This is a genomic window from Arsukibacterium sp. (assembly GCF_033722355.1).
GTDB lineage: Bacteria > Pseudomonadota > Gammaproteobacteria > Enterobacterales > Alteromonadaceae > Alishewanella.
Genome location: NZ_JAWVZF010000011.1, coordinates 21866 through 36127, shown reverse-complemented (window position 1 = coordinate 36127; position 14262 = coordinate 21866). Strand labels below are relative to the sequence as shown.

General features: G+C 48.5%; 18 protein-coding genes. 8 read left to right on the top strand and 10 right to left on the bottom strand.

Features of this window, described 5'->3' with window-relative positions; all coding sequences use genetic code 11:
• Positions 1-226: 226 nt before the first annotated feature.
• From nagB to R3177_RS02610, 6 genes are all read right to left on the bottom strand, one after another.
• Positions 227-1021, bottom strand: a complete 795-nt coding sequence (nagB, locus tag R3177_RS02635) for a glucosamine-6-phosphate deaminase (RefSeq protein WP_318969485.1) — start codon at positions 1019-1021, stop codon at positions 227-229.
• A 108-nt stretch (positions 1022-1129) separates the two neighbouring features.
• On the bottom strand, positions 1130-1309 hold the full coding sequence (locus R3177_RS02630) for a DUF2256 domain-containing protein (protein ID WP_318969484.1): 180 nt from the start codon (positions 1307-1309) through the stop codon (positions 1130-1132).
• An 18-nt stretch (positions 1310-1327) separates the two neighbouring features.
• Positions 1328-2203 (bottom strand): HDOD domain-containing protein, encoded by an 876-nt coding sequence (locus R3177_RS02625; RefSeq protein ID WP_318969483.1) that lies wholly within the window; start codon positions 2201-2203, stop codon positions 1328-1330.
• A gap of 105 nt (positions 2204-2308) precedes the next feature.
• Positions 2309-2785, bottom strand: coding sequence for a hypothetical protein (locus R3177_RS02620; protein WP_318969482.1), 477 nt, complete (start codon positions 2783-2785; stop codon positions 2309-2311).
• A 103-nt stretch (positions 2786-2888) separates the two neighbouring features.
• Positions 2889-4742, bottom strand: a complete 1854-nt coding sequence (locus tag R3177_RS02615) for a M48 family metallopeptidase (RefSeq protein WP_318969481.1) — start codon at positions 4740-4742, stop codon at positions 2889-2891.
• A 5-nt stretch (positions 4743-4747) separates the two neighbouring features.
• Positions 4748-5338, bottom strand: coding sequence for a LemA family protein (locus R3177_RS02610; protein WP_318969480.1), 591 nt, complete (start codon positions 5336-5338; stop codon positions 4748-4750).
• A 175-nt stretch (positions 5339-5513) separates the two neighbouring features.
• Between R3177_RS02610 and glpE the strand changes: the two genes are divergently transcribed.
• Positions 5514-5840, top strand: coding sequence for a thiosulfate sulfurtransferase GlpE (gene glpE / locus R3177_RS02605; protein WP_318969479.1), 327 nt, complete (start codon positions 5514-5516; stop codon positions 5838-5840).
• A complete protein-coding gene (glpG, locus tag R3177_RS02600) occupies positions 5794-6651 on the top strand; it encodes a rhomboid family intramembrane serine protease GlpG (protein WP_318969478.1) in 858 nt (285 codons plus the stop codon). Before glpE ends, glpG begins: the two co-directional genes overlap by 47 nt.
• Here glpG and R3177_RS02595 read toward each other — a convergent pair.
• Entirely contained in the window at positions 6645-7046 is a 402-nt protein-coding gene (locus R3177_RS02595; protein ID WP_318969477.1) for a flagellar basal body-associated protein FliL, read from the bottom strand. The two genes, glpG and R3177_RS02595, sit on opposite strands and share 7 nt — an antisense overlap.
• A 162-nt stretch (positions 7047-7208) precedes the next feature.
• On the opposite strand from R3177_RS02595, the gene R3177_RS02590 reads away from it, so the two are divergent.
• The 3 genes from R3177_RS02590 to R3177_RS02580 are packed head-to-tail and all read left to right on the top strand — an operon-like array spanning position 7209 to position 9072.
• Positions 7209-7730 carry a chorismate--pyruvate lyase family protein gene (locus R3177_RS02590; RefSeq protein WP_318969476.1) on the top strand — a complete coding sequence of 174 codons (522 nt, stop codon included), beginning with the start codon at positions 7209-7211 and terminating at the stop codon, positions 7728-7730.
• A complete protein-coding gene (gene ubiA, locus R3177_RS02585) occupies positions 7727-8602 on the top strand; it encodes a 4-hydroxybenzoate octaprenyltransferase (RefSeq protein WP_318969475.1) in 876 nt (291 codons plus the stop codon). Before R3177_RS02590 ends, ubiA begins: the two co-directional genes overlap by 4 nt.
• Before the next feature lie 38 nt (positions 8603-8640).
• Positions 8641-9072 carry a DUF192 domain-containing protein gene (locus R3177_RS02580; protein WP_318969474.1) on the top strand — a complete coding sequence of 144 codons (432 nt, stop codon included), beginning with the start codon at positions 8641-8643 and terminating at the stop codon, positions 9070-9072.
• Between the two features lie 32 nt (positions 9073-9104).
• On the opposite strand, the gene R3177_RS02575 is transcribed toward R3177_RS02580, so the two are convergent.
• Positions 9105-9728 carry a 2OG-Fe(II) oxygenase gene (locus tag R3177_RS02575; protein ID WP_318969473.1) on the bottom strand — a complete coding sequence of 208 codons (624 nt, stop codon included), beginning with the start codon at positions 9726-9728 and terminating at the stop codon, positions 9105-9107.
• A 205-nt stretch (positions 9729-9933) separates the two neighbouring features.
• Between R3177_RS02575 and R3177_RS02570 the strand changes: the two genes are divergently transcribed.
• Entirely contained in the window at positions 9934-10524 is a 591-nt protein-coding gene (locus R3177_RS02570) for a DUF3833 domain-containing protein (protein ID WP_318969472.1), read from the top strand.
• Here R3177_RS02570 and R3177_RS02565 read toward each other — a convergent pair.
• Positions 10521-11111, bottom strand: coding sequence for a DUF4136 domain-containing protein (locus R3177_RS02565; RefSeq protein WP_318969471.1), 591 nt, complete (start codon positions 11109-11111; stop codon positions 10521-10523). The genes R3177_RS02570 and R3177_RS02565 overlap by 4 nt on opposite strands.
• A 299-nt stretch (positions 11112-11410) precedes the next feature.
• Between R3177_RS02565 and R3177_RS02560 the strand changes: the two genes are divergently transcribed.
• Together R3177_RS02560 and R3177_RS02555 are read left to right on the top strand one after the other, a co-directional pair.
• The gene (locus R3177_RS02560; protein ID WP_318969470.1) at positions 11411-12640 is read left to right on the top strand and encodes a hypothetical protein; all 1230 of its coding nucleotides are present in this window, start codon (positions 11411-11413) and stop codon (positions 12638-12640) included.
• A gap of 29 nt (positions 12641-12669) precedes the next feature.
• Positions 12670-13275, top strand: coding sequence for a YjaG family protein (locus R3177_RS02555; RefSeq protein WP_318969469.1), 606 nt, complete (start codon positions 12670-12672; stop codon positions 13273-13275).
• 79 nt (positions 13276-13354) lie between these two features.
• Here the strand turns inward: R3177_RS02555 and R3177_RS02550 are convergent, their stop codons facing one another.
• The gene (locus R3177_RS02550; RefSeq protein WP_318969468.1) at positions 13355-14185 is read right to left on the bottom strand and encodes a nidogen-like domain-containing protein; all 831 of its coding nucleotides are present in this window, start codon (positions 14183-14185) and stop codon (positions 13355-13357) included.
• Positions 14186-14262 lie beyond the last annotated feature (77 nt).

Here is a 14262-nt window from a genome sequence, read left to right as displayed (position 1 = left end):
GCCCTCCATCGGCGCTAATACGATTTGCATATACCCTTCCTACTTTACGTTGCAGCGGTGTTTGCTGCGTTCTCTCTGGAGCGCCAGGCCGGACAAACCACATAGTTTGCCTATGCTCATGGTGAATCGCTCACTTGCCGCCTACCTGCATCTGCAAGTAGTTTGGGTATTGCGGCCCTGGTTGAATTAAGGGCGCTATTGTAGCCGGAACGGCCGGTATTGGATATTACTGACTGGATAAACGTTTCACTAAAGCCTGATTCTCCCGTTCAATATGCCGATAGAATTCGACATCAGTTAGTTCGGTCGCGGCGGCTTCATCCAGTACTACTGTCGTCTGCGGATGCAGCTGTAACGCTGACGCCGGGCAGGCAGCACTAAGCGGGCCTTCAATCATCGCTTTTGCTGCTCGGGCCTTATGAGTGCCGGTGGCCAGCAGCAGAACTTTATGGGCATCGAGAATCGTGCCTATGCCCATCGTCAGTGCCAGATGGGGTTGATATTCACCAGCTTGAAAAAACCGGGCATTGTCTGTAATAGTGGCCTGGGTCAGGGCTTTAATTCTGGTGCGGGAACCCAGCGAGGACGCTGGCTCATTAAAGCCAATATGGCCGTTGCGACCGAGCCCCAATAATTGCAGGTCAATTCCTCCGGCATCGGCTATTTGCTGCTCATATTGCAGGCATGCTGTGACAGGATCGTTGGCGGTGCCATCTGGCACTGCGGTGTTCTGAGGCAAAATATCAATGGCATTAAACAAGTGCTGCTGCATAAAATAGCGATAGCTGCGTGGGTGGTCGCCAGCTAATCCCAGATACTCGTCAAGATTGAATGTTCTGGCTCTGGCAAAAGAGACATGCTGTCGCCGACAGGCGCTGACCAGTAACTGATACAAGGCCAGTGGGGTGGAACCTGTGGCTAACCCCAGCACAGATTGTGGCTTATTGGTTAGCTGCCTGATAAAAACGGCTGCACCATATTCTGCAACATCGTCTGCTGAGGGTAAAATAACAATTCGCATCAGTACAGCCCCGGTTTACTGCAAGCGTTATCTGATTTGGCATTACAGTTTATCTGCTAACTGTAGCAGATAAAAAACGGATGATAACGATGTCAGCTGGCTGACAAATTACTCACTGTCGCGATGTTTTACTGCAGCAGACGCGGTCTTATCAGCTTTGGCGCGGCGGCAGCGCTGTGAGCAGTAAATGACATTATCCCAGTTCAGTTGCCATTTTTTGCGCCAGCTGAAAGGTCGCTGGCAACAAGCACATATTTTTTGTGGTAAAAGCGGTTTATGATGAACCACTGCTCAGCCCTGATTTGTTTAATCCAGGCTGTATACAGTTTGAATCTTCTGGTGGTGCAATAGCTCTGCAAAATCAGGCAGGCTCAGCGGGTCCAGCTCCAGCACATCCAGAATGGCCCCACCGTAATTTTGCCATTCAGGATCAACGTTAACGTTGTAGAGTAAACGACTTTCGCCGCTGAGAAACTCCGCCAGCTTAAGCAGGGCAAATAATTGCTGTTCGTAATCGTTATCTGATTGCAGAATAAGTGCCGGGCTGTGATGGTAGGCAATAACATTGCAAAGCTCTGGTGTTAAGCCCCAGGATTGGGCAATCAAATATCCCAGCACTTCATGACATGTCTGAAAATGCTGTTCTTCAATTTCGCTGTAACCCCGGCCAAGCTGCAAGCCTTGTTGCATAACAGCGGCATATTGCGGGGCCTGCTCGCTAATCAGGGCAATACCCGCATTATGAAATAACCCCAGACTATAGCAGTCATCCTGCACAGCCTGTTTAAGATTAAATTGTTTTGCCAGCGCCATGGCGATGGTAGCGGTGTGAAGAGCGCTGCTCCATAAGCGTTGACTGAAAGGATCCTGCCTGCCCTCAGCCAGGGTAAATCGTAGCAGAATGCTGCGGACAAGGGCGATAACCCGGTTCAGGCCAAGATATTTGCAGGCATGTTCTATCGAGGTGATTTTCTGGCGCAAACCAAAAAAAGCGGAATTAACCACTTTCAGTGTAAAGCCGGCAATACCAACATCCAGATTAATTAATGCGGCGATACGGCTGATGTTCGGCTCATTATTGGCTAGCTGCTGCTGAATGTGCTGCAGAATTTCTGGCCGTGGCGGAATAGTAAAGCCGCTTAAAGCCCGCTCAATCATCGCCATATCTAGGGCAGTTGTCATCACGGTTACTCCATCTGCTGGCCAGCGCATTTACCGATATTGGCTATATTAAGAGATCAGCGCGAAATTGCAATCAGCGAATAGTTCACTGGCCGCTACAAATTATCATGAGTCTAAATAAGGTCGCCCGGCCATTAAGCGTTGAGCGAGCATTAATTCGCTTTGCTTATCTTTCAGCTGCAAATCATTAAATTGCACATCAAACTGAATCAGATCCTGATCAGGTATGTTTAGTGCCACCAGTTTATCAGGCACCTGGCCTACCTGACGAAATGCATTAACTGCAACCTGTGCAGCCTGCTCCATTAAGGTTAAGAACTGACCAAGAGGGTAATGCTGAAAAATCTCCGCATCTAAATGCGCCCATCCAAGCAAATCGCCACTGATACTGCCGTCGGCATGGTCGGTGAATAGCATTGATACCGCTGGACATGACGGATTCTCGCCGGCGGTAAACTGGTCGATATCTGCTTCGTTAAATAACAACACGAAGCCAAAGCCCGGACAGCCCTGTGCATCCATATCGTCGAACGAGGAATCGTACAATAAAAATAAGCGATTATCTGACGGATTATCGGACACAGAGCCTCCGGTATGAAATATGAACCGGCTATTTTACCTTAGCTGGCGCCCAGGCTAAAGCCCTAAACGCAACTTTTAACACGTCGATGCAATGCCTGCCAGCTTAACAATCCGCCAGCCCGGGCTGCCAGGGCATCTCCAGCATTAAAGCCAGCGCGCTGAGCAACGCGAGTTCGGTGTCTGACTCAAACCTATCGGCGGCGACAGCGGCGGTAATGGCCTGCCAGATATATTGTTTAAGCAAAGGAGCTGCGCCAAGCAGCTGGTCAAGGTGAGCTGCTAACCGGGAAAAATCGCGCTCAGGCATAGGGGTGTCGTCTGCCAGGCCAAGCGCAGTTAAACCAGCCTGCCATGCTTGCTGACAGGCCTGCTGCTCACCTGCAGCCTTTGCGACTGTTGCCAGCAGGTGCAGAGCGGGCGTTTGCAATGCGGCAAAATCGGTTTGTCGGCTGCGCCTGATTATTGGTTTTGGTTTAAAATGGCTGACTATAGTGTGGTCAATAAAGTTAACGACCAGCCATTCCTTAAAGGATAATTGTTTATCAGCTGCAGTGAGTCCGGTAATCAAATGCTCGAACCGGAGAAACTGCTGCTGACTCAGCGTTTTTAACGCAGGCATCGTGCGCTGTAATAATTGCACTTGTAACGGCAGACGAAGTGCCTGTACCGGGTCAAGCAGCTGATCTACCTGTTGTAGCAGCTCCAGTGAGCCCTGTTCTTTTATCAGCTTAAATTGTTCCGCTTCATAATCAGGATGCTGTAACAATAATGCACAGATAATTGCCTGAGCCTGTAACGGCTGGCGGCTATTTTGCACCAGCAGCACGGGTAAGGCTGCCACTGCCTGAATAAAAGCAGGGTTAGCCGGCTTAGTGGCATCGCCGGCAGCGTGCTCAGTATTTTCTGCTAATGCTGCTGTCTGGCTTAACGGGCTGGGAAATTTACCATTCCAATGGGGCTCCAACCGTTTTATTCTGTGAGCCAGTGGCGGATGGGTAGCAAAAATGCTGGCCCAGCGGGAAATGGCTTCGCCAAAAAATAAATGACTGTGCTCATCCGCGTTCTGATTGTTTAGCCGGCTACCTGCTTTATGTGACCCAATTCGCTTTAACGCCCCGGCAATGCCTCTGGGATTGCGACTGAACTGTACAGCTGACGCGTCCGCCAGGTATTCGCGTTGCCGGCTTACCGCAGCCTTGATCAGATTGCCAAAGAATGAGCCGACATAGCCGATGACGACAAGCCCCAATGCGATTGCCAGCATACCGCCGGCATTTTTATTTCTGCTGTTCCTGCGGCCCAGAGTGCTTCTGGTGCCGCTGGAGCGCAGCATGTAGTAACCAATATGCCCTAAAAACAGAATGCCGTTTAAAATGGCTATCATCCGGATATTCATCCGCATATCACCATTGACAATATGGCTGAATTCATGGGCAATGACGCCTTGCAGTTCGTCCCGGCTTAGCTGCTCAATACTGCCTCGGGTAACCCCGATGACGGCATCGCCCGGGCTGTAACCTGCAGCAAAAGCATTAATACCCTGTTCGGCTAACACATAAACAGGAGGTACCGGCACATTTGCTGCTATTGCCATCTCTTCCACGACGTTTAGCAAACGCCGTTCCAGTGGTTCCGTGCTGGCTGCGTCAATCTGGCTGCCACCCAAACTGGTTGCCACCACTTTACCGCCGCCTTTAAGCTGTTGCCATTTAACCAGCACGGCAAGGCTGACAGCCGCTATCACGACTAAACTGATAACCGAAACCATATGCCAGGGCAGAGGCTGTGCTGACAGCGTTGGTGAGCCGTGGCCTGATAAATTCACCAGACCCAGGCCAACCAGCACCAGTGCGTTAGTTAAAAACAGAAGCAGAATAACAGCCAGGCTGAATAGCACGACCAGGATCCGGGTATTTCGTCGCGCCAAATCCTGCTGACTGAAAAAGTTTGTTGCCATCGCTATCAGAAGCTTACTTTAGGGGCGGCCTGAATCAACTGACTGTCTTCAAATTCCAACAGGGCGGCGTCGTTAGCATGACCAAATGTGGCGGCTACCAGCACAGGCGGGAAGCTTTGTTTATATGTGTTATATTCGGTAACCGCATCATTAAACGCTTGCCGGGCAAAAGCCACCCGGTTTTCAGTGCTGGTCAGCTCTTCGGATAACTGCATCATATTCTGGTTGGCTTTCAGGTCAGGGTAAGCTTCCATCACCACATTCAGTCGGCCCATGGCACTTTGCAGTGCCCCTTCTGCTCCGGCAAGCTGACTGATAGCGCCCGCATCGCCGGGATTATTTGCTGCTACTTTCAGGCCTGCCATAGCGGCATTCCGTGCGCTGATTACCGCTTCCAGTGTTTCCCGTTCATGCGACATATAAGCTTTGGCCGTTTCAACCAGGTTGGGGATCAGGTCATAACGTCGTTTTAACTGTACTTCAATTTGGGCAAAGGCATTCTGAAAACGATTTTTTAATTTTACCAAGTGGTTAAAAATACTGATCACATAAAAAATGACAGCAGCAAGTATGACAAGCGTGATAAGCAAATTCATGGCAGATTTCCAGAGCGGCAAGTTAATGCCAATATTGTTAACAACAGTTTAATTGAATGTCCAGTCTTTCTTGTTAAGACCCCGCTGAAACACGATTAGTGCTGTCAGCTGCTATTTGGTCAGCGCTGGGTTATCATAACCCGGTAGTTAACCTTCAGCGTGACAAAGGATAAACATGACCGATTTTCATCATATTTCAGTGGCGGATACGGTGACAATGCTCCGTGAACAACAGGTGATCATTGCCGATATCCGGGACGAGCAAAGTTTTGCCAATGGCCATATTGCCGGTGCCTATCATCTTACTAATGGCAGCTTAAGCCAGTTTATGCGCCAGGTTGAGTTTGAACAGCCGGTTATTGTCGTCTGTTATCATGGTAACTCCAGCCAGGGCGCGGCTCAGTATTTAGCGCAGCAGGGTTTTGAAAAGGTATATAGTATGGATGGTGGCTTCAGTGAGTGGCAACAATCACAACCCTATGAGCGCGATAGTGATGCGTAAGCTGGCTGAAGTGAACAACCCTGCTGCGGCAATGCTGTTTGCAGACTATTGTCAAAGCCAGGGACTGACGGTGAACGCTGAGCTGCCGGCTAATGAGCCGGCGATACTGTATTGTGATGAGCGTTATTATGAGCAGGCCGCTGAATTACTCAGAGAGTTTGTCCAACAGCCAGATCATCCCCGTTATCAGGCTGCCGCCTGGCAGCTCAGCAAACCATCTGGTAATGCCGGGCAGCAAAACGTCATGCCAATCCCGTGGACGAAGATTGCCCGAAGTCCGTTCACGTCGCTAATGTTGCTGCTATGTCTGTTGGTTTACGGTTGGCAACAGCTTGATTTTCAAACTGCGGTAACGGCTTTGCAGTTAACTGAACCCACGCAGCTGTGGCGTTGGTTTACGCCGGCTTTGCTGCATTTTTCACTGACTCATCTGGTGTTTAATCTGCTATGGTGGCTGTTACTGGGTTCAGCGTTGGAGCGGCGACTCGGTAGTATGGCCCTGTTAAACTTTACTGTATTAACCGCAGTGATTTCGAACTCAGCGCAGTACTTTCTGGTCGGTACTAATTTTGGTGGTTTGTCAGGTGTGGTATATGCCCTGTTTGGTTTTTGCTGGCTTAACCATAAACGTTACCCCGAGCGTAAACCGCTGATCAGTGACACACTGGCCATCTTTATGCTGGTTTGGCTGCTGCTGGGATTTGCGGATTTACTCTGGGTTAACATGGCAAACTGGGCTCATTTAGCGGGGCTACTGGCAGGCCTGATGATGGCAGTGCTGATTAAACCGCCCCAGGCCGCTGGTCACTGATATAAATATTTAGTGAATAACAAGTCTTTAATGATGGTATTGCCGGTTTCCCGTTTAAGGACTTCCTGAAGCTTGGTTAAAATGGTGGTCCTGATTTGCTCTCTGCCGGTCAGTGATTTTACGTCGTCTTCGGTTTGCTTGCTCAGAATGCCAATGATGGTGTCGAGGATCAGCGGCTCATGATGCTCAATCGCCGGTAAAAAGCTTTGGTCTGCCACCATTAGTTCGACGGTAACTCTGACATAACCAAGGGTACGGCGGTTACCAGTAACATAATTGGTCACAATATCTGGATCAAATCCGTAATAAACAAATTCTGCTGGCTGTTGTCTGGCACTGACAGGTGCCTGTACCAGCAGTAATGCACCAACCACAAATAAAACACAAAATCTCATAAGAACTGGTCCTTTTACCGGAGCAGGGGAATACTTTGTTAACCTTAGTGTTTTCCTGTGTTCTTTACCAGCGCAATTCTGTGCTGAGCAGAAGTTTTTCAGCTGAAAAGCTGGTCTGAACTTGATATCATCCGGCCATATTCTTATTTTCAGAGTGAATGAGTGACCAAACCTGCTATTTCTTTAGCGGCTGACTGGCAAAATGCCAGCACTGCGACTTTGCCGCCTTTGCTTATGGCCTGGCTGCTGGAGTCAGGGTCGCTGACAGCGCGCTTAAAAAGTCGTGCTAATGACTTTCAGTTGCAGATTTTGCAGCAACAGCAATTAGATGTGCCGGTTTTTTTGCAACCCCTGCTGCCGGGTGTGCGTGTTGCCCAATGCCGTGAAGTCGTGATGTCCTGCAATAAGCTGCCGAGTGTATATGCACAAAGCTGGCTGCCATTATCTACACTGGCGGCATTACAGCCATTGGCTGAGCTTGGTGAACAGCCACTGGGTGAAGTGATATTCCAGCAACAAAACAGGGTCCGCAGTACGTTGGAGGTAGCGCGGGTGCAGCTACAGCAGCCATTAGCGGTTACCGTGGCCTCAGGAGAATATTGGGCCCGCAGGTCGGTGTTTACTGTAGCGGGGTACCCGCTACTGGTTGCCGAAGTGTTTTTAGATGGAGTACTGGCACTGTGACCTGGCAGTTAAGCTGGCACCACTGGCCTGAATACCGCCTGCTGATGCGGCTGGATAAGCCGATTGGTATTTATTTATTACTCTGGCCAACCTGGTGGGCATTATGGCTGGCTGCAGAAGGGATGCCAGATCTTACCATGCTGGTCGTGTTCAGCCTGGGTGTGATCCTGATGCGTTCAGCAGGCTGCGTTATTAATGATTATGCTGATCGTCATTTTGATGGACTGGTTGAGCGCACCGCCCAGCGGCCTCTTGCTCAGGGCAGAATTGCGGCCACTGAGGCACTGCAGTTATTTATTCTGCTGGTAGCGCTGAGTGCCTGTTTGCTGGTATGGCTGAACTGGCAGACGGTATTGCTGTCAGTCGTTGCCCTGTTGCTTGCAGCCATTTACCCCTTTATGAAGCGGCACACCCATTTGCCTCAGCTGGTACTTGGGGCGGCATTCAGCTGGGGAATGCCGATGGCATTTATGGCCATTCAGTTGCAGCTGCCACCACTGGTTTGGTATTTATATCTGGCTAATTTATGCTGGACCGTTGCTTACGACACCTATTATGCCATGGTTGATAAAGCTGACGATCTGAAAGCTGGCATTAAATCGACCGCTGTTTTATTTGGCCCACATGCCCTGAAAGTCATTATTCTGTTGCAGCTTAGCACTTTATTGTTGCTTGGCTATGTCGGTGTGCTGGCACAGTTATCTGCCGTGTATTATATTGCGCTGGTATGCAGTGGCCTGGCATTTTATTACCAGTACCGGCTGGCAGTGTCCAGCAGGGCAGGTTGTTTCCAGGCTTTTTTGAATAACCATTATGTCGGCTTGCTGGTATTTACCGGTATTGCTGCTCATTATTTCTTTGTCAGTGGCTAGCCAGAAAGCCTTGCTGAGACTCATTGCAGGTAGATGTTATGAAATATCAGATCTTTTTTTTGTTACTATCACTGGTTGTTGTCAGCGCCTGTGCCGCACCAGAACAGCGGGAAATCACTTTTCCCCGGGCAACAATTCAGATTGGTGATATTAAAAGAGAAGTGCAACTGGCAGATACTCCTCAGTTACGGGAGCGCGGACTGATGTTTCAGCAAACCGCAGACGCTGGCATGTTGCTGCTTTATCCACAACCACAACTGATAAGCTTATGGATGCGCAATACTGATTTAGCGCTGGATGTGGCTTTTATTGATCCGCTATGGCGGGTTATCGCAATAAAGCCGCTGCATCCTTTAGACGAAACACCGGTATCGGTTCCCACTGAAGCGCTGGCGGCACTGGAAATGCCCAGAGGCTGGTTTCAAAAACATAATATTGAGGTAGGCGAGAAGCTGACCCTGTTGCCCTGACTGCCGGGGTGAGTGCCTGGCAGTCCGGTGATTCAGCGGCTGGGGTCAATAGCACCATTGATACTGTTGTTGTGTCTGAACCAGCCCGCAATACTATATCTGTCATCTACCGCGGTAAGCACCTGATGGGCAAATCTTTCGCTCTCAAACAACACCAGACTACCTGCCTGAGGTTTTATCACGCTTAACACGCTGTCATCAGCACCATACATCACTAACTCGCCACCACTATTAACAGTATTCAGATAACTGACAGTTGTCAGCACCCGGTTAGACCGCCCGCTGAAAGCGTCGAAATGCTTTTGGTAGAAGTCGCCTTGCTGATAACAGGCAAAATGACACTCGAAATCAAATAATCCGAGAAAAAACTGCCTGTTCAGCTGTTGTTGCAATCGTTGCATAAGCTGAAGGTAATGTTGTTGGGCTGCGGTTTTACCATCAAACCATTGGGTTTTGTCACGGCGTATTTGCCGGTTCAGGGTGAAATCACGCGCGCGGCCAACACCGGCAGGGGTTAAATCAGCGTTAAACCGGGCTTCGTCCAGCAGTTGCCGGTTTAAGTTTTCAGGCAGAAAATCTGCTATTACCGTCCAGCCGTGTTGGTAAAACTGCGACAGTATTACGTCATTGTCAATGACGATAGAGTTGTCGTTCAAAGCTGTAACACCAGACATCTGCTGCATGATTTCAGGTTCTTATTGTCGCAAAAACGCGTTTTTACGGGGTTACTGACCGCCTGTCTAACAAGAAAAATTTGTTATAAGGATAAATAATACTGGTGAAGTAACTTGGCGTCATCATTGAGCTAAATCGCGGTTGACTGCGTAGTTTCTGCTATTGTTGAATAAAAAGGAGAGCATTATGCAACAATCGTTTTGGCAGAAAATAACACTGATGACCAGTTTTATGCTGATTACCGGCTGCAGTCAATCCATATCTGACTACAAAGAAATGACACCCGAGCTTAAACTTGATCGTTTTTTTATGGGGTCAGGGCGGGCTTATGGCGTAATGCATAACTGGCGTGGTCAGCAGGGCGATCGCTTTGTGGCTGATCTTTGTGGCGAGTGGCAACAGGGGCAGGGTGATTTATACGAAGTGTTTTATTTCAGTGATGGCAGGGTGCAGCAGCGCCATTGGCAATTGACGCAAGGTGCTGATGGTAGTATCACCGGTACGGCTGGGGATGTAGTTGGCGAAGCTAACGGCCAGCTGGCAGGTAACAGCCTTTACTGGCAGTATGTGCTGCGTATCCCGTATGACGGAGATACCCTCGATGTCACAGTAAAGGACTGGTTGCATCTGGTCGACGAGAAAAATGTGATTAACCGTAGTACCTTACATAAGTTTGGCTTTAAAGTTGGTGAATTAACACTGTCAATCCAGCAACTTGATGCTAACGCTGATTGCACTGCATTAAAACAGCAAGTTGCTGAAATTGCGGCAGATTAGCTGCCAGACACCGGAAACTGCTCAAAAATAAGACTTACTGTCCGCGCGGCTGCCTCGCGCGGCTGTTCCAGGTCTTTTTGCTTTAATGTACCTTCAGCTATACCTTCCCAGACCAGCTGCCGTTTATCTGCATCTATTAAATCGATGTTAACGGTGCCAACTTTGTAGTGAACGGTGCTGACATCATTGCTGTAAACCGGAAAACCAGCATAAACAATACCACGCCGATAATAATAGTAACCATAATGGTAGCTTGTCGTCGGCACACTGCGGGTGTCTGAACGATTGGCCACATTTGAATTAAAATTAACCAGTAATTGCGGGTCAGACTCTACGTAACGGTAACCTCTTGCCGTTAATTCTGCTTTAATAGCATCTTTAAAATGCTGAGTCACCAGTGTGGTGTACCCGGCGCGATCGGTAGCTAAGTCTGATACAAACGAAAAGGTTTGATATTGGCTCAGGTTAGCGTCAGGGGCTTTATCGGAGCGGACAGTGGGCCCGGTACTGCAAGCAGTTAATAGCAATGCTACTACTGTTACTGTGAAAAATTTACTGCGTTGAATTAATTTCGGTAATGTTATCATCCCATATTTCCTCTGGTTACAGCCTGATATTAAGACCGGTATTTTGGCATTAAGTTGCGCTGCCCATAACCTACCGCTTAAGGCAAACCATTACAGATGTCGCTTTAATTTGCCAATTCTGATATTTATTATGGCATGCTAAGTGTGATAAAACAGCTGCTGACAAAATGCACAATAGCGTTAGCTATCAGTCTCAAGTCATATTACACTTATTGACAAAGTGCGGCAGGGATCTCGGCACAACGATGACAGTATACAGCCAGGGCGGCTGTTCAATTCGAGACCACAACATGAATGCAGTGAAAAAAAATAATAATAACAGTGAACAACAGCTGGCAGCTGAACTTGAAAGTCAGGCTCAGCAGCAGCTTGCCGCCAGTCTCGCAGACTTTGGCAAGCAGCTGATGAATGAACAACAGCAATTGTTGCAAGGTTACAGTGCTCAAATTCTGGCGAAATCGCAAAGTCAGTGGCAGCAACGTCTGATAGAACAGGAACAAGCTTATCAGAAGTTGTTTAAGGATTGGCAGCTGACCAAACAGCAACTTGATTTAGCTGTACCTGTCGCCAATGCGGATAATCAGGAACTGGCTATTCTGAAACAGAAATCCGGTGAGACGACAAAACAGCTGGCGGCCCTTGCTAATGAGTTAAAAAAGGCTCAGCAGCATAACTCAGTATTAAGTGAGCGCGAAATTCAACTTGAGCAACAGCTCGCTGAAATGAGTAAACAACTTGAGCTTGCGCAACACAAAGCCCGGCATTTTGAACAGGCGCTGGAAGCTGCCAGGCAAAATGCCGCAGATCCGCAGCAGCTTGAGCAGCTGAACGCTGAACTGGAACAAGCCAGAGCTCAGGCCGATGAAAGTAAGCTGGCATTGCAGCAACTTGAAACCCGAGCCCAACAGCAGCAAACTGAGCAGCAGCAGACGAAACAACAGTTTACTGAACTGAATGAGCGCTATCAGGCGTTGCAGCAAGAAACCGAACAGCAGGCGCAGGCGCAACAGGACAAACTGCAAGCGCTGGCAAAAAGCCAGCAACAGGTCAGAGATTTAGAGCAAAAACTGGCTGAAACTAATGAGCAACTAAAACAACAGCAGCAAGAGCATAATCAACTTAAAGAGCAACTTAGTGAGTTAGCCGCCCATAGTGAAGCATTACAAGCGCAAATCGATGAATTTGAGCGTCACCGCAACGAGCTGGCTGATTCCAGCGCTGAACTGGGTTCAGAATTAACCCGGTTGCAGGCTGAGTTTGTTAATGTCAATGAAATGCTGAGCCAGAGTCAAAGCCGCAGTAAGAAGCTGGAGTCTCAGCTGGAACATGCAGTAAACCGCCAGCATGCCGCAGAGCAGAAGCAACAAAGCGAAGCAGATCAAAGCCGGGAAATGATCCGGCAGTTAAGATCGCAGCTTGCTGAGCAGGAAGAAAATAATCAGCAGCATGTTAGTGAGCTGGAGCAAAAAATTATGGAGTATAAACTTAAGTTCGAATATGCTCAGAAACAACTGGCCGTATCGGGTTAGCGTCGCGCTTTAATCCGTTCAGGAGTGTTATGAAACAAAAGGCAAATAACTTCCAGCTAATGCGTGAGCTGGGGTTTTACCAACAGGCTGCAATTGCAGCCTGTTTGCTTGAGCGCATGTTACCAAATTATCAGTTATTCAGCGAAGTCAGTGAATTTGGTGATGCATCAGCACTGCGCCATATTCTGGATTTAAGCTGGGAGTGGCTGACGGTTAAAAAGGCGAAAATTAATTTTCCGCGACTGGCTGAAGAGTTGGAACCACTGATACCAGAAGTAAACCATTTTTCCATGTTTGGGGTTTACCCGGCAGTAGATTGTGCCACAGCGCTGGACGCCATGCTAAATGGTATCAGCCAGCAGGACAGCAGTGAATTTATTAATGTCGCCAAGATATCTCAGGCCACCGTCGCCCGTTTGATTGAGCATCAGGCTGAAACTGAAGATATAACCTCAGAAAATCAGTTAAAAAAGTACGTCCGGGAACATCCGCTTATGGCCTATGAAATGGAATGTCTGGCCGAACTGATTGAGCTGGTGACGCCGATGAAACAAATAGAGCGCGAGCAAATGCGTTTATTAAAAGCATGGGTACAAGAGCAGGGCCTGACTAATCTTGGCATGGAGCTCGGTTAAACAAGCTTAACAAAGGGGTTTTAAAAAAACTAAAAGGCCTGCACTTATTAGTGCAGGCCTTTTGCTAGCCAATTGTAAATTAGCGTTGTTGTCTGCGGCGCATGGCCGTAATCAATATTAAGCCTAAACCAAATATGGCAAAAGTATGGGCTTCAGGCACACTGGTAGGTGGGGTATCGATCGCACCGTTCCGGGCGTTAAAAATATAACGGCCGTCAGACCTACTGTTTAGCCGGTTACTGACCAAAGCATTACTGCCGCCATCTAACAAAGCACCGTTAACGGCGGAACCGGCCAGCTCAAAAAAGCTGCCGGCATTCCCGGTACCATTAGAGTAACCTACGCGGGCTGAATTTCCGCCCAGGCCGTTAGCATCACCGCCGCTGGAGCTGGCTGTACCGGTTTCCCACTGGATCTGATCATAGTTAAAGATAATATCAAAATCGCCTGCCGCAATATCTGAACGATCTACCAGGATCAACTGAAAACTGTTGCGGTTGGTATGCGCTGCGCTACTGGCATAGTAATCAACATTCAGCCAGTTTACGCCAAAGGCCAGCATTCCGCCGAAAGAACCGGTACCGTAAGTTACCGGATCGCCAGCGAAACGGGTATCAACATCCGCGAAGAAGGGGGCGATAATTTGTCTGCCAGTTGATGTCAGGTCAAACGGGGTATATGCGCTCAGCGCGTTATCAAAAGTGACATTGCCGTTATTATTGACAAATAACTGGCTAAATGTCAGACCGAAGAAGTTAACATCAAAACCGATATTAACGGCACCCGTTGATTCATCATCATTCGGTGCCAGTGTTGAGCTGTTAAAACCGGGCTCGATAATACTGGCCTGGCTAGTTAACGCTGTGGTTAACGAAAGCAAGGCAGCTACTGCCATACATTTTACTTTCATCTCAAAAAGTCCTTTTTTTTATATTGCTACAATGACAAACTTTATTTAAGCAAAAAATGGACCGTAATGTTAACCTT